This is a genomic window from Providencia sp. Me31A, from assembly GCF_050487165.1.
In the GTDB taxonomy this organism is placed as follows: Bacteria; Pseudomonadota; Gammaproteobacteria; order Enterobacterales; family Enterobacteriaceae; genus Providencia.
In genome coordinates this window covers 17,281-31,702 of record NZ_JBKQGZ010000032.1, presented here as the reverse complement: position 1 = coordinate 31,702, position 14,422 = coordinate 17,281, and the positions used below count along the sequence as shown (strand labels likewise).

At 41.2% G+C, this 14,422-nt stretch carries 14 protein-coding genes and 1 other RNA gene; 11 read left to right on the top strand and 4 right to left on the bottom strand.

Annotated features, from left to right (window positions below; all coding sequences use genetic code 11):
- Positions 1–207 precede the first annotated feature (207 nt).
- The 4 genes from ACLPIE_RS20335 to ACLPIE_RS20320 all read left to right on the top strand — a co-directional run bounded on the left by ACLPIE_RS20335 (position 208) and on the right by ACLPIE_RS20320 (position 3,317).
- On the top strand, positions 208–573 hold the full coding sequence (locus ACLPIE_RS20335; RefSeq protein ID WP_430263521.1) for a YacL family protein: 366 nt from the start codon (positions 208–210) through the stop codon (positions 571–573).
- A gap of 141 nt (positions 574–714) precedes the next feature.
- Positions 715–1,587, top strand: coding sequence for a small-conductance mechanosensitive channel MscS (mscS, locus tag ACLPIE_RS20330; RefSeq protein ID WP_430263520.1), 873 nt, complete (start codon positions 715–717; stop codon positions 1,585–1,587).
- 207 nt (positions 1,588–1,794) lie between these two features.
- Complete coding sequence (gene argO / locus ACLPIE_RS20325) at positions 1,795–2,430, top strand: arginine exporter ArgO (RefSeq protein ID WP_430263519.1); 636 nt, start codon at positions 1,795–1,797, stop codon at positions 2,428–2,430.
- Positions 2,431–2,582: 152 nt separating this feature from the next.
- Complete coding sequence (locus ACLPIE_RS20320; protein ID WP_430263518.1) at positions 2,583–3,317, top strand: oxidative stress defense protein; 735 nt, start codon at positions 2,583–2,585, stop codon at positions 3,315–3,317.
- Here the strand turns inward: ACLPIE_RS20320 and ACLPIE_RS20315 are convergent.
- The gene (locus ACLPIE_RS20315) at positions 3,314–4,228 is read right to left on the bottom strand and encodes a LysR family transcriptional regulator ArgP (protein ID WP_430263517.1); all 915 of its coding nucleotides are present in this window, start codon (positions 4,226–4,228) and stop codon (positions 3,314–3,316) included. The genes ACLPIE_RS20320 and ACLPIE_RS20315 overlap by 4 nt on opposite strands.
- A gap of 204 nt (positions 4,229–4,432) precedes the next feature.
- On the opposite strand from ACLPIE_RS20315, the gene rpiA reads away from it, so the two are divergent.
- The gene (rpiA, locus tag ACLPIE_RS20310; RefSeq protein ID WP_430263516.1) at positions 4,433–5,095 is read left to right on the top strand and encodes a ribose-5-phosphate isomerase RpiA; all 663 of its coding nucleotides are present in this window, start codon (positions 4,433–4,435) and stop codon (positions 5,093–5,095) included.
- Between the two features lie 462 nt (positions 5,096–5,557).
- Positions 5,558–6,808: a phosphoglycerate dehydrogenase gene (gene serA / locus ACLPIE_RS20305; RefSeq protein WP_430263515.1), complete on the top strand. Its 1,251-nt coding sequence runs from the start codon at positions 5,558–5,560 to the stop codon at positions 6,806–6,808.
- A gap of 41 nt (positions 6,809–6,849) precedes the next feature.
- Here serA and ACLPIE_RS20300 read toward each other — a convergent pair whose 3' ends face one another.
- From ACLPIE_RS20300 to zapA, 3 genes are all read right to left on the bottom strand, one after another.
- The gene (locus ACLPIE_RS20300) at positions 6,850–7,440 is read right to left on the bottom strand and encodes a 5-formyltetrahydrofolate cyclo-ligase (RefSeq protein WP_430263514.1); all 591 of its coding nucleotides are present in this window, start codon (positions 7,438–7,440) and stop codon (positions 6,850–6,852) included.
- Between the two features lie 125 nt (positions 7,441–7,565).
- A non-coding RNA gene (ssrS, locus tag ACLPIE_RS20295) (6S RNA) lies at positions 7,566–7,747 on the bottom strand.
- A gap of 111 nt (positions 7,748–7,858) precedes the next feature.
- Positions 7,859–8,188: a cell division protein ZapA gene (gene zapA, locus ACLPIE_RS20290; protein ID WP_430263513.1), complete on the bottom strand. Its 330-nt coding sequence runs from the start codon at positions 8,186–8,188 to the stop codon at positions 7,859–7,861.
- Positions 8,189–8,328: 140 nt separating this feature from the next.
- Here zapA and ACLPIE_RS20285 point away from each other — a divergent pair, with 140 nt between their 5' ends.
- The 5 genes from ACLPIE_RS20285 to gcvT all read left to right on the top strand — a co-directional run bounded on the left by ACLPIE_RS20285 (position 8,329) and on the right by gcvT (position 14,417).
- Positions 8,329–8,907 (top strand): YecA/YgfB family protein, encoded by a 579-nt coding sequence (locus ACLPIE_RS20285; protein ID WP_430263512.1) that lies wholly within the window; start codon positions 8,329–8,331, stop codon positions 8,905–8,907.
- A 131-nt stretch (positions 8,908–9,038) separates the two neighbouring features.
- Positions 9,039–10,361 carry a Xaa-Pro aminopeptidase gene (gene pepP / locus ACLPIE_RS20280; RefSeq protein ID WP_430263511.1) on the top strand — a complete coding sequence of 441 codons (1,323 nt, stop codon included), beginning with the start codon at positions 9,039–9,041 and terminating at the stop codon, positions 10,359–10,361.
- A gap of 33 nt (positions 10,362–10,394) precedes the next feature.
- Positions 10,395–11,573, top strand: coding sequence for a 2-octaprenyl-6-methoxyphenyl hydroxylase (gene ubiH / locus ACLPIE_RS20275; RefSeq protein ID WP_430263510.1), 1,179 nt, complete (start codon positions 10,395–10,397; stop codon positions 11,571–11,573).
- A gap of 26 nt (positions 11,574–11,599) precedes the next feature.
- The gene (gene ubiI / locus ACLPIE_RS20270) at positions 11,600–12,829 is read left to right on the top strand and encodes an FAD-dependent 2-octaprenylphenol hydroxylase (RefSeq protein WP_430263509.1); all 1,230 of its coding nucleotides are present in this window, start codon (positions 11,600–11,602) and stop codon (positions 12,827–12,829) included.
- Between the two features lie 493 nt (positions 12,830–13,322).
- On the top strand, positions 13,323–14,417 hold the full coding sequence (gene gcvT, locus ACLPIE_RS20265) for a glycine cleavage system aminomethyltransferase GcvT (RefSeq protein WP_430263508.1): 1,095 nt from the start codon (positions 13,323–13,325) through the stop codon (positions 14,415–14,417).
- Positions 14,418–14,422: the final 5 nt, after the last annotated feature.

Here is a 14,422-nt window from a genome sequence, read left to right as displayed (position 1 = left end):
CATTTTATTATCCACTTAAAGATACCCAGCAATTTTAATTAATTTCAAATCAATATTACGGCGATAAATAGACCTAATTACGTCCAATTCAGCTGTTCATCGTATTGGTTCTTCAATTTTCGTTCATTGCCTTGTAATACCACTCAACAAACCCGTTTGACTCGCGTTATACTGATTGTAATAAGGCTAAGAACAGAGGTATTGCACATGGACTACCAATTTTTCCAAGATATCACCGGAGCTATCTCCGCTAAATTCTCAATGGACCATGAGGCTATTGGATATTGGCTAAATGAAGAGGTTAAAAATGACCTTAGTCTGCTTGATACCATTGAAGAAAATTATGAAAACATTAAAGGCAGAGAAAAACAGTGGGAGCTGATTGGTCATGAATATACGCTGTTACTTGATGATGAAGAAGTTATGATCCGAGCGAACCAATTGTCATTTGAAACAGATGGCTTAGAAGAAGGTATGAGTTATTACGATAATGAAAGCGTTGCATTTTGCGGTATTGATGATTTTTTATTAATGTTAAAAGACTATCGAATTTTCATTATTGAAAATAGATAAAATATTTTTTTAGTGATTTATTTTGTATTTTAATGAATCATCGCTATTATTTACAGTACATAGCATGCCATTTAACTCTCTGTTTTAAAGTTAGATGTGGCGAGAACTGATATTGATGATGAGATCCAAAAGGACGTATATATGAATACTGATGATGTTACAGGCGCGTTGAGTGATGCAACGAGTTGGTTTGTGGCAAACCAAGATCTGTTAGTTCAGTATGCCGTAAATATCGTATCTGCCATTCTTATCCTTATTGTGGGTATGATGGTAGCTAAATGGGTAGGCCGTGGTTTACATCGTGTGATGACGATGAAAGGCATTGATGCTACAGTCAGTGACTTTTTATCTGCGATTGTGCGTTATACCATTGTTGCATTTACCTTAATTGCGGTATTGGGCAAAATTGGTGTACAAACGGCCTCTGTGATCGCCGTAATGGGTGCTGCGGGGTTAGCGGTTGGTCTAGCATTGCAAAATTCTCTCGGTAACTTTGCTGCGGGTGTATTGCTGGTGGTATTTAGGCCGTTGAAAGCGGGTGAATATGTAACTATTGGTGCAGTTGAAGGTACAGTGCAATATGTGCAGATTTTTTCAACGACCTTAAAAACTTCGGATGATCGTATTATTGTTATCCCTAATGGTAAAATCATAGCGGATAATATTATCAATACGACACGTGAGCCTAATCGCCGTCAGGACATTATCGTGGGTGTGGCTTATGATTCTGATATTGATGTGGTAAAAAAAGTCTTAGGTGATATTGTTGCAGCAGATGCTCGAATTCAGCATGACAAAGGAGTTACTATCCGTCTGCATGATATGGCTCCATCTTCATTAAATTATTTAGTTCGCTTCTGGACAACAAATGGGGATGCATTGCCTGTGTATTGGGATCTTTTGGAAGAGTTTAAACGTGCACTAGACAAGCACAACATTGGTATTCCATTCCCTCAAATGGATGTGCATCTTCACCAACAAAATGTATCTATCAAGTCAAATTCTGTAGAATAATATTTCTTTATCTTAAAAAGATGCGTCTATTTATAGATAGGCGCTTCTTTCATTTTTATTGTCTCATCCTCCCTAACTGGTAGTTTTAATACTCTAAACCTGTCTATAAGCCCGTCTTATGACCTATTAGAGTTAATCATTTCCACTAATAATATTTTATCATTAATATCTATGCATGATGATTGAATAATTAATTGGAATTTATGCATGTTTACGATTTATTTACAGGGGGCGCTATTAGGTGCCGCCATGATATTACCTTTAGGGCCGCAAAATGCTTTCGTATTGCAACAGGGGAGCAGAAAACAATTTCACCTGATGAGTGCATTATTATGCGCATTAAGTGATACTGTTTTAATCATTGCAGGTGTGTTCGGTGGCAGTGCATTACTCAGTCAGTCAGAAGCATTAATGCAATTAATTACATGGGCGGGTGTCGCGTTTCTTTTATGGTATGGCTATGGTGCATTTCGTACCGCGCTTAGCGCTGATGAGATTGTTATTCAGACAGAGCGCCGAGTGATTAGCAGATGGAAAGTGATTGTCACCTTGTTTGCCGTTACATGGCTAAATCCACATGTGTATTTAGATACTTTTGTTGTATTAGGGAGTATTGGTGGTCAATTAGAAGGTCAGCTACGTCCTTGGTTTACCGCAGGGGCTTTGACCGCATCCTTTGTCTGGTTTTTTGCATTGGCGATCTTAGCGGCATGGTTCTCACCAGTACTGAATAAGCCACGTTCTCAACGTTTAATTAACGTATTTGTTGGTTGTGTTATGTGGTTTATTGCAATTCAATTAGCGATACAAGGACTCAAGGGATTAGGTTTTTTGCCTGAATGACAATGTAATCTCAACTGAGAATAAATCCTTTTAATTTCTTATTATTCTTATCTGAACCTTTTGTTTGATGTGATACTGTTAAAGAGTATTGAAGGATAGTTTGTTATGAATAATCCTTTTTTTAGCAATTAATCATATTGTTGGGAGGTTCTGTGAAATTAAAATCTTTAGTTCTCGCTGCTATGGTGGCAGGTGCCGCGGTTCCAACCATGTCATTGGCTGACTCATTACCCAATGCGCCGCACATTACCACATCTGGAAATGCAATTGTGAAAGCAGTCCCTGATATGGCAACATTGACTATTTTGGTTCAAGTAACGGCAAAAGATGCGGCATCAGCTAAAGCTGGTGTAGATAAACGAGTTGCAGAATATTTCGAGTTTTTGAAAAAAAATGGTATTGAAAAGGAAGACATCAATGCTGCGAATGTTCGCACTCAACCAAAATATGATTATAGCAGTGTGAAGCAAAAATCAACGATTGAAGGTTATACAGCAACACGTTCTGTCGAAGTTAAAGTGAAAAAGTTGGATCAACTGAATACGTTGTTAGACGGTGCTTTAGCAGCAGGGCTTAATGAAATTAACTCAGTACAATTTGGCGTCGTTAATCCACAACAATACCGTGATGAAGCCCGCGCGCAAGCCATTCAAAATGCGACGGAACAAGCAAATGCATTAGCAAAAGGGTTTAATGTACAGTTAGGGCCTGTGTATAGTATTAATTATAATGCACCCGCAGCTGTGCCGTATCCTATGGCAATGAGAGCGTATGGCGGCAAAATAAAAGCGGCTGTTGCTCAAGATCTCAACATTGATGAGACCTATGAACAACAGAGTATTGATTTTAACGACCAAGTGGATGTGGTATTCGAACTGAAACGTTAGTTTTCAGATAGGATTTCCTCTTCTTGTTTTAGCATCTGGCGCCCCATTTTTAATAGGGCGTCAGTGACTTTCTTCATGGTGCGGCTTTCAGGTGCAAAGCGGTGCCAATACAACATGCGTCGTTGGCATAAGCCTGGCGTCAAATCAACGAGTTCACCATTCTCTAATTCGTCCGCTATCTGCAAGTGTGGGATCATGCAGCAAGTGGAGCCTTGTTTTGCCAGCTGCACGAAAGCTTCCGAAGAATTCACAATATGGCAAGGGACACTTCCCGGAGATAGGCCGAAGTTTTGCTGAACGAAAGCTTGGTGCATATCATCTAAATGGTCGAATGCAACGGCCGGGGCTTTAAGCAAAGAAGAGCGAGTAACGCCATCAGGGAAATATTTAGCGGCAAACCCCGGAGAAGCAACGAAAATATAGTCGAGTGCGCCGAGTTTATCGACTAAACAGCCGGGCAATGCTTGAGGTTGAATACTGATAGCGCCGACTACTTCACCACGTCGTAAGCGTTCTTGGGTTCGAGTTTCATCTTCAACTTGAATATTTAAACGAATAGGGCTATTGCCTAAAACAGGGTTTAAGGCAGGGAGAAACCATGTGGCTAAGCTGTCTGCGTTGACGGCAAGGGAAAGTAGCAAGGGAGTTGACCCACTATTCTCATCACCCAGCCATTGTTCTTCTAACAATTCTACTTGATGAAGCAGCGCTAACAGCTTTTGTCCTTGTTCAGTCGGATGGGGCGGAACAGTACGTACAAGTAAAGGTTGCCCAAACAAGTTTTCTAACTGCTTTATGCGTTGTGAAACTGCGGACTGTGTTATGCAAAGTTTTTGAGCTGCACGCTCAAAGCCACGTTCACGAATGACGGCATCCAGTGCTTGCAACGCGCGATAATCAGGGCGCTTCATCAAAAAGATCTCCTTGTTGTTATTCTATTGAGCACTATGCCATATTTTTAATCATAACACTTGAAAATATTATTATTGCGATGGCAAATCCTAAGAACGACCACACAAATGCAGTGAACAATACTGCAACTTATTTAATGTCCGGTATATACTAGATATTCATCACCTTAATCACGACTCAATTAAATAGCAAAAGGCATGAGCATGACTCAGGACGAATTAAAAAAAGCGGTAGGTTGGGCAGCGCTGGATTACGTTAAACCAGGCACTATTGTTGGTGTTGGAACCGGTTCAACGGCTTCCCATTTCATCGATGCATTAGCCACAATGAAAGGCCAAATAGAAGGTGCGGTTTCTAGCTCAGAGGCGTCAACGAAAAAACTGAAATCACTTGGTATCCCTGTATTTGACTGTAATGACGTTGATTCACTTGATGTGTATGTGGATGGTGCGGATGAAGTCGATCACCATATGAACATGATTAAAGGTGGCGGTGCTGCGTTAACGCGTGAAAAAATTGTTTCGGCAATTGCCAAAACCTTTGTTTGTATCGTCGATCAATCAAAATTAGTCGATGTTTTAGGGAAGTTTCCTCTTCCTGTCGAAGTTATCCCGATGGCGCGCAGCTATGTAGCGCGTGAGTTAGTAAAATTAGGTGGAACACCTGAATATCGCCAAAATGTGGTGACTGATAATGGCAATGTTATCTTAGATGTCCATAATTTAACTATTTTAGACCCCGTTGCATTAGAAAATACCATTAATGGCATTGCTGGTGTGGTGACCGTTGGCCTATTTGCTAATCGTGGTGCTGATGTTGTGCTGATGGGAACGTCTGACGAAGGTGTCAAAACGATCACGTTATAATTAAATATTGTAACGAGCAGAGAAATTCAGGTTACCTATAAGCCAGTAGATGAAATATCTACTGGCTATTTGTCAGTCCGATTTAGAGAGTTGAACGTAGTTGCCTCAAAGGTAGAAGTTAAATTGATTAACCAGTTTTATAAATATCGTTAATTTAAAATTTATTTTTGTTTTTTTTATATCCCGTTATTTTGGTGATATATGTCACACTAATGAGCATTGCACAGGAAAAATCCTTATTTTGTATTATAGCTCCTGATTTTCTGCCATTTAACTTCTTTTTCTTCACACTTTTTAGCATTCAGCAAGCAAACGGTTGTATTGATACTGCGCTATTTTTTGCTATGTTGGTATACGTTTCATAGTTCAAGGTTGTCGGATTGCAGGTGCCTTGAAGTATGGTAAGCAAATAGACGAGTTCATCTGTCATAAATTAAAGTACGTTCACGATAGGGTAGGGAAATGGTCAAGGTATCTTTGCAAAAAGACAAAATAAAATTTTTACTGCTAGAAGGTGTTCACCAAAGTGCGGTTGATAACCTGAAAGCAGCGGGTTATACCAATATTGAATATCATAAAAGTGCGTTATCCGACGAAGAATTAAAAGAAGCGATTAAAGATGCACGTTTTGTAGGTATCCGTTCCCGTACTCACCTTTCTGAAGAAATTTTCGCTGCGGCAGAGAAACTCGTTGCAGTGGGTTGTTTTTGTATTGGGACTAATCAGGTTGATTTAGATGCTGCGGCAAAACGTGGTATCCCTGTATTTAATGCACCATTTTCGAATACTCGTTCCGTTGCAGAAATGGTATTAGGCCAATTATTACTTTTACTGCGCCGTATTCCTGAAGCGAATATGCAAGCCCATCGTGGTATTTGGGAAAAACAAGCTAAAGGTTGTTTTGAAGCACGTGGTAAGCGTCTTGGTATTGTTGGATATGGGCATATTGGGACTCAGTTAGGGATCTTAGCTGAAGGCATTGGTATGAATGTATTCTTCTATGATATTGAAAACAAATTACCTTTAGGAAATGCAACTCAAGTTCGTTCTTTAACTGAACTCCTGAATATGAGTGATGTTGTTAGCTTGCACGTACCAGAAACACCGAGTACGAAGAACATGTTTGCTAAAGAGCAATTTGACCGCATGAAGCCGGGCGCTATTTTTATTAATGCTTCACGTGGTACTGTGGTTGATATTCCGTCATTAGCCGCAGCACTTGAAAGCAAACATTTATCTGGCGCGGCAGTTGATGTATTCCCAACTGAGCCGGCATCAAATAATGATCCAAATGATCCATTTGTGTCTGAGCTAATCAAATTCGACAATGTGATTTTAACACCACACATTGGTGGTTCAACAGAAGAAGCTCAAGAAAACATAGGGTTAGAAGTTGCAAGTAAACTGGCAAAATATTCAGACAATGGTTCAACATTATCAGCGGTTAACTTTCCAGAAGTTTCGCTGCCTGTACATACTGAAGATACTAACCGTTTCTTGCATATTCATGAAAACCGTCCGGGTATTCTTAATAGTATCAACCATGTATTCACTGAAAATAACATTAATGTGGTAGGCCAGTACTTACGTACTTCAGGCAATGTGGGGTATGTGGTCATTGATGTATTAATGCAAACACCAAACCAAACAGATGCAGCATTAGTGAAATTAAAAGAACTGCCAGGCACCATTCGTGCCCGCTTGTTGTTCTAATTCACTGTTACTATTCTAATTTTGCATGGCGCAGGTATTGATTACCAGCGCCATATTTTTTGTGGGGTAATAATTTCAGGTAACGGAATATCCCAATGTGCCACAGGAAGTTTGTCAACCTGTTGGCAGTCATGAGCAAACCCGATGGGATAAAACCCCATTTGTTGCCAATTCATGAGAGTTCTATCGTAAAAACCACCACCCATTCCTAGTCTCTGTCCTTGAGTATCAAAAGCGACCAGAGGGATAAGCATAACATCAAGTTGCTCAGGAGGAAGAACATCACGAACATCTAATGGAGGCTCATCAATATTAAAGCGATTTTTTACGAGTTGAGAGTCAGGACGGTAATGGAGAAACAGCAAATGGTGCGCGCAAGCAGGGTGTAAAACAGGAAGATAGACGTTCTTACCCAAGTTCCATAATGCATGAATTAGCGGTTTAGTATCGATTTCTCCATCGAAGGAAAGAAACAGTGCAATGTGTTTGGCTTGAATAATTTTAGGGTGCTGTAAGGCATTTCGCATGGCTTGCTGAGCTGCATTTTTTTGGTCTTCATCACTTAATTCGCGGCGGGTTTGGCGAATCAATCGGCGTATTTTTTGGCGCTGTGTTGAAAGTGTGTCTTGCATATAAATAACCTACAGTAAGCGGCGATAGGAAATAGCAATATTCAACTAGTATATAATAAGGCTATAAATAATGTAGGTAAATCATAGGAGGACTACTGATTGAAAATAAAGAAAGAATTAAATTGGGGGTCTCCAAGATGCCGTTGTAGGCTGTAACCCTTGAACCCTTGGTTCAAGGTGAACGCAGTTTTGCAGCCTTTAGGCTTCCTGAACGAATCAGGTATGCTCACCAGCGCAATAACCACATTCTGTTTGGTAGAAATATCGGCTCAGGGGACTCGCCCACTCACGCACATCTCAGAGAAATTTGGTTTGGTAACTTGTTGCTACTCAGTAATTTCATTGTACGAAACTAGATCTAAAATGCAACCTTAATTTTGTATATATTTTTATACTAATGTCTGATTAATAAGCTAATTTACTCTAAGGGCAATACTTGCCTCTCAGTAATTTTCACCTGATCATGCAACGCTTGCTCTATAGTATGTTGCAACATTTTTATCTTTTCTTCCATATTATATGCATAATCACGCGTTTTTGTTTTTTCTTGTGCTAATTCGTGACAGACGTTCAATGCAACGATAAAAATAAGTTGTTCCATATTAGTGACACCGCTTCTATCTTTCAAATTTTGTAAGCGCTGTTCTAATTCTTTAGCCGACTCAAGAAGGGCTTCTTTTTGTTCTGCAGGGCAGTTGACTCGCATTGAGCGCCCAAAAATTTGAATGTCGACAGGTTGTGCGGACATGATACCTCCATACTGAATAATACTCGCCATAAATACCATCATATTTGGCGCAATGAATAGATAAGACAAAAGCATACTGGTCTAGCGGCTACCCTTGATGGTAGCATATCACGAATCATAAGCTAACATGACGAATTCAGATGTCTATACAAAAATCTTTACCAAACTATGAAACACTGGACAAACTGTTACAACAGCACTCAATAGCACTTACCGCGGCTGAAATCCATGGTTTAATAACAGGATTGATCTGTGGTGGTAGCCGTGACCATAGCTGGCAAACACTTGTCCATGACCTTGCTAACGATGGTTTAGCATTTCCTCAAACTCTTGCACAGCCGATGCGTGATTTATTTGATATCACGTTTGAGTCTCTAGATGACAGTGAATTTGCATTTACTATGTTGTTTCCTGACGAAAATGCTTCTGTTTTTGACCATGCAGATGCATTAGCAGGCTGGGTTAATCACTTTTTATTGGGGATTGGTGTTGCTCAACCAAAGCTTGCTGATAAAAAAGAGATTGCTGAAGTGATTACCGATTTACGTAATATTGGTATGCTTGGTTATGATGAAGATGAAGACCAAGAAGAACTTGAGCAGGCTTTAGAGGAAGTTATTGAGTACGTTAGAGTAGCGGTGCAGCTGTGTTATATCGCTTTAGTCGAGCCAAATAAGGCCCCCACAGCGGTTGAGAATAATAAACCTATTCTTCATTAGTCGCTAATTTCTATCATCGAGTAGGGGATTTAGAGCTGGTATATCCAGCTTTAAGTTATTATCGCCAGTAAATATTGTTCACTAGCGCAATATTAGCAACGTAATAATTCAGATAATAAGGCAAAAACGGTATGAATAAACAGGAATTTATTTCTCGTCGTAACGCATTATTGGCACAAATGCAGTCAGGTAGTGCAGCAATTATTTTTTCTGCGCCACCAGCACAGCGCAATGCGGATTGTGAGTATCCTTATCGTCAACATAGTGATTTCCTTTATCTGACTGGGTTTAGTGAGCCAGAAGCAGTTTTAATACTTATCAAGAGTGATGAAAAACACAGCCATACGGTATTGTTTAATCGTGTTCGTGATTTAACGGCTGAAATTTGGTTTGGTCGCCGTCTTGGGCAAGAAGCAGCCCCTGAGAAATTGGGTATTGATAAAGCGCTACCGTTTGATGAAATAGAAGAACAGCTATACCAGTTACTTAACGGTTTGGATGTGGTTTACCACGCCCAAGGTGAGTTCGAATATGCGGATAAACTGGTTTTTGGTGCACTAGATATTTTACGTAAAGGCAGTCGTCGTAACTTGCGTGCCCCTCAGGCGGTGGTGGATTGGCGCCCAATGGTTCATGAAATGCGTTTATTTAAGTCGGAAGCGGAAATCAATACGATGCGGGAGGCTGGCCGGATATCAGCCCTTGCTCATATCCGTGCAATGGAAACTTGCCGACCTAATATGTACGAATACCAGTTATGTGGCGAGCTAGAACACGAATTTACCCGTCATGGAGCTCGTTTTCCTTCTTATAATTCAATTGTCGGGAGTGGTGAAAACGCCTGTATTTTGCATTACACCGAAAATGAATGCCAAATGAAAGAGGGGGAGCTAGTGCTCATCGATGCGGGCGCTGAGTTAGATGGTTACGCAGGGGATATTACACGTACATTCCCTGTGAATGGAAAATTTAGCCAAGCGCAACGAGAGATCTACGATATTGTGCTTAAGGCCTTAAATACCGCACTAGAGTTATACCGTCCGGGCACAAGTATTCACGAAGTCACTCGTCAAATCATTCGTATTAAAACGGAAGGTCTAGTAGCGCTAGGAATTTTACAAGGCGATGTGGATCAATTGATCGAAAACAAAGCATATCAAGCTTTCTTTATGCATGGTTTAAGTCATTGGTTGGGGTTAGATGTACACGATGTTGGTTTTTATGGTACTGACCGAGACCGTGTATTGGAGCCGGGTATGGTACTTACTATCGAGCCTGGTTTATATATTGCGCCGGATGCTGATGTGCCTCCTCAATACCGTGGCATTGGCATACGTATTGAAGATGATATTGTGATCACTGAAAACGGCAATGAAAACTTAACGGATTTAGTGGTAAAAGACGCCGATGACATAGAAGCGTTAATGCAACAGGCAAAACAGCGTTTAGGTTAGAAAATAGTCTTTAATAAAGGTAATGAACAGCGCATGAATGTGATCATCGTAGGGGGAGGAATGGCAGGTGCAACATTGGCACTGGCAATTTCATCTCTTAGCCAAGGAAAGTTATCGGTTTCATTAATCGAGGCCTCTTTACCTGAAGGTAAACACCCCGGATTTGATGCGCGTGCGATAGCGTTAGCTCATGGAACTTGCCAGTCCCTATCAAAAATAGGTATTTGGCAAGCTTTTACGGACTGTGTTACGCCCATTAATCATGTGCATGTTTCTGACCGAGGACATGCGGGTTTTGTCAATATTGATGCACAGGATTATCATATCGCGGCTTTGGGTCATGTGATTGAATTGCACGAAGCTGGGGCTCGCTTATTTTCGCTGCTACGTAAAGCGCCGGGGGTGACTTTATATTGCCCCGCCAAAGTTGAAAATGTTCAACGAATGCAAGACGCTGTGACGGTCACATTAGATAGTGGCGATACAGTGACAGGTGAATTGCTGATTGCGGCTGATGGCAGCCATTCCGCGATTGGCAATGCGTGTAATATGCTATGGCAACAAGATGATTACGGCCAAGTTGCGATTATCGCCAACGTTAAAACGGCAATTGACCCTCAAGGCCAAGCCTTTGAACGTTTTACTGAATTTGGCCCTCTAGCATTGTTACCCATGTCACAAGGGCGTAGCTCTTTAGTATGGTGCCATCATCAAGAACAGGCAAAAGACATCACGGCTTGGGATGATGAAACGTTTATTAGCAAGTTACAGCAAGCATTTGGCTGGCGATTGGGGAAAATTGTGATGGCGGGTAAACGCCATTGTTACCCCTTAGTGTTACGTAAAGCATTAAACCCAGTTAGTCACCGCGTTGTGTTAGTTGGTAATGCAGCACAAACTCTGCACCCTATTGCTGGGCAAGGTTTTAATTTGGGAATACGTGATGTAATGCAATTGGCTAAAATAGTGGTCGATGCACATACAAAACATTTGGATATTGGTAGCTATTCATTATTAAGCCAGTATCAACAAGTGCGTGCGCCAGATAGAGATAAAACTATCACTATGACGGATGGGTTAGTTCATTTATTCGCCAATCGTTGTATTCCCCTCATTGTGGGCCGTAATTTAGGCCTAATGGCAATGGAAATGTTGCCACCAGTCCGTGATGTTTTGGCGCGCCAAACATTGGGTTGGGTTACACACCAATAACCACGAAATAAAGAGGAACAAATAATATGCAATCATTTGATGTGGTTATCGCCGGTGGTGGTATGGTGGGGCTTGCCCTTGCCTGTGGTCTTGAAGGTAGCGGTCTTCGCGTAGCCGTTGTAGAAAATCACCCCCCTAAAGTCCCATTTTCAGCTACGGAACCCTATGCATTAAGGGTATCCGCCATTAATGCGGCCAGTGAAAAATTACTTACATACTTAGATGTTTGGCCATCGATTAAAGGTATGCGAGCTTCTGCTTATCACGGTATGGAAGTATGGGATAACAATAGCTTTGGTCGCATAACGTTTTCGGCACAAGAACAAAATTTAACGCATTTAGGCCATATTGTTGAAAATAATGTGGTGCGTGATGCTCTGTGGCAAAAAGCCTCACAATTAAGAGACGTCACTTTGTTGGCTCCCGCGACAATCAAGAAAGTTGTATGGGGTGAAAACGATGTTTTTATCACTTTAGATGATGAAAATATGTTAACAGCAAGGTTAGTCGTTGGTGCGGATGGGGCGAATTCGTGGCTGCGCAGCCATGCAGATATTCCATTAACCTTTTGGGATTATGAACATACCGCTTTGGTCGCCACCATCCGTACTGAGAAACTTCATGAAGGTGTTGCTCGACAAGCCTTTAATGGCGAAGGCATTTTGGCCTTTTTACCATTAAGCGACCCACATCTATGTTCAATCGTTTGGTCGCAAGATGCCACAGAAGCTGCGCGTCGCCAAGTGTTAGATAAAACTGACTTTAATAAAGAGCTTGCCGTGGCTTTTGATTTACACCTTGGTCTTTGCCAAGTGGAAAGTGACAGAATGACTATCCCATTAACAGGACGCTATGCACGGCAGTTTGCTGCACAGCGTTTAGCGCTGTTAGGAGATGCGGCTCACACCATTCATCCACTAGCAGGGCAAGGGGTGAACCTTGGTTTTATGGATGTGGCTATGTTAATGGGAGAAATTAAACGCTTACATCGTGAGGGTAAGGATTTTGGTCAATACCTCTATTTGCGTGACTATGAGCGTAGTCGTAAACATAGCGCTGCATTAATGCTCGCGGGAATGCAAGGTTTTCGTGAACTGTTTGATGGCAATAATCCAGCCAAGAAATTGCTACGCGATATTGGGCTAGTATTAGCCGATAGCTTACCGGGTGTTAAACCGCAATTGCTCAATCATGCTATGGGTTTATTTGATATGCCTAAATGGCTAGAACAGCTTCAATTGGAAGACGCACTCTAAGCGCCTATCTCCAAGGGCACAACATTAATTGTGCCCTTTTCCTGCCTTTATTTAGCGCCCTAAAATTTTAACCATTTCGTTATTTACTCTGCGAGATATTGGATGTTTTATTTTGTATTCTCTGACTGAGAAAAACTAATCACATTCACTTTTCGCATTAGTTTTTTTTATATTAATGGGTTGAATGTTTTTTATTATTTCATTGGGGTGGGTGATCGCGTGGCGATGTTTTACTCTATTTGCTCTCAAATGTTGGGGTTTTGAGTGATCATTCTCAATTATTTAACAAAAAGCACTGGAAAAGTCAGAGCGTAATCAGTAATACAGAAGGACAGTCGCCCTATTTTTTTTTATAGAATCGAACCGCGAACAGTGGTAGTTTTTTAAGTAAGTTATCGTTTGCGTCCGGTTAAAAATACCCGCGGATTAATCGTAAAAGGGGATTTTTACTGCGCAATCACCCTGTCATATTAATAATGTAAAGAGGGTATTCATGGTCAAGCAAACAACGTTATATGATGAACACATAGCCTGTGGTGCAAAAATGGTGGATTTTCATGGATGGATGATGCCGTTGCATTATGGCTCTCAAATTAATGAGCATAATTTCGTCAGAACTGATGCGGGTGTGTTTGATGTTTCCCATATGACTATTGTCGATCTACATGGTGAAGGCTGCCGTGATTTCCTGCGTTATCTTCTTGCTAATGATATCAATAAACTTACCGAGAAAGGCAAAGCTTTATACACAGGAATGCTAAATGCTTCAGGTGGCGTTATTGATGACCTGATTGTTTATTACCTTGAAGATGATTTTTATCGCCTTGTCGTGAACTCTGCAACGCGTGATAAAGATATTTCATGGATTGAGCAGCACGCCTCCGGTTATATCGTTGAAATTCGTGTTCGCGATGACTTAGCATTATTGGCCGTACAAGGCCCCCAATCTCAGCAAAAAGTGCATTCACTGTTAAGCGCAGAACAAAATAAAGCGATTGATGGCATGAAGCCTTTTTATGGCGTTCAAACTGGCGATTTGTTTATTGCCACCACGGGTTACACAGGTGAGAAAGGGTATGAAATTGCGATGCCAAAACAACAAGTTGTTGGTTTCTGGCATCAGTTATTAAAAGCAGGTGTTCACCCAGCAGGGCTTGGGGCGCGTGATACATTGCGCTTAGAAGCCGGCATGAATCTATATGGTCAAGATATGGATGAAAGTATTTCCCCTCTTGCTGCCAATATGGGCTGGACAATTGCTTGGAAGCCTGAAGAACGTCAATTTATTGGGCGGGAAGCATTAGAGAAATTACGCGAGCAAGGAACTGAAAAACTTGTCGGTATTGTAATGCGTGATAAGGGTATACTGCGTGCAGGGCAAGTTGTGCGCTTTACGGATGAATTGGGTAAACTGCAAGAAGGTGTGATCACTAGCGGTTCTTTCTCACCAACCCTTGGATTCAGTATTGCGCTAGCACGTGTCCCGAATGGAATTCAAGATAAAGCGATTGTTGAAATACGTCACCGAGAAATGCCAGTGGAAGTGGTTAAACCAGGCTTTGTCCGTGAAGGTCACAGCTTAATATAATTGGG

Bases quoted from the DNA above. Each gene is read 5' to 3' on its own strand.
- ACLPIE_RS20335 (WP_430263521.1), top strand. From the start codon at position 208: ATGGACTACCAATTTTTCCAAGATATCACCGGAGCTATCTCCGCTAAA.
- zapA (WP_430263513.1), bottom strand. From the start codon at position 8,188: ATGTCCGCACAACCTGTCGACATTCAAATTTTTGGGCGCTCAATGCGA.
- ubiI (WP_430263509.1), top strand. From the start codon at position 11,600: ATGCAATCATTTGATGTGGTTATCGCCGGTGGTGGTATGGTGGGGCTT.
- mscS (WP_430263520.1), top strand. From the start codon at position 715: ATGAATACTGATGATGTTACAGGCGCGTTGAGTGATGCAACGAGTTGG.
- gcvT (WP_430263508.1), top strand. From the start codon at position 13,323: ATGGTCAAGCAAACAACGTTATATGATGAACACATAGCCTGTGGTGCA.
- ACLPIE_RS20285 (WP_430263512.1), top strand. From the start codon at position 8,329: ATGTCTATACAAAAATCTTTACCAAACTATGAAACACTGGACAAACTG.
- pepP (WP_430263511.1), top strand. From the start codon at position 9,039: ATGAATAAACAGGAATTTATTTCTCGTCGTAACGCATTATTGGCACAA.
- ubiH (WP_430263510.1), top strand. From the start codon at position 10,395: ATGAATGTGATCATCGTAGGGGGAGGAATGGCAGGTGCAACATTGGCA.
- ACLPIE_RS20300 (WP_430263514.1), bottom strand. From the start codon at position 7,440: ATGCAAGACACACTTTCAACACAGCGCCAAAAAATACGCCGATTGATT.
- serA (WP_430263515.1), top strand. From the start codon at position 5,558: ATGGTCAAGGTATCTTTGCAAAAAGACAAAATAAAATTTTTACTGCTA.
- argO (WP_430263519.1), top strand. From the start codon at position 1,795: ATGTTTACGATTTATTTACAGGGGGCGCTATTAGGTGCCGCCATGATA.
- ACLPIE_RS20315 (WP_430263517.1), bottom strand. From the start codon at position 4,228: ATGAAGCGCCCTGATTATCGCGCGTTGCAAGCACTGGATGCCGTCATT.
- rpiA (WP_430263516.1), top strand. From the start codon at position 4,433: ATGACTCAGGACGAATTAAAAAAAGCGGTAGGTTGGGCAGCGCTGGAT.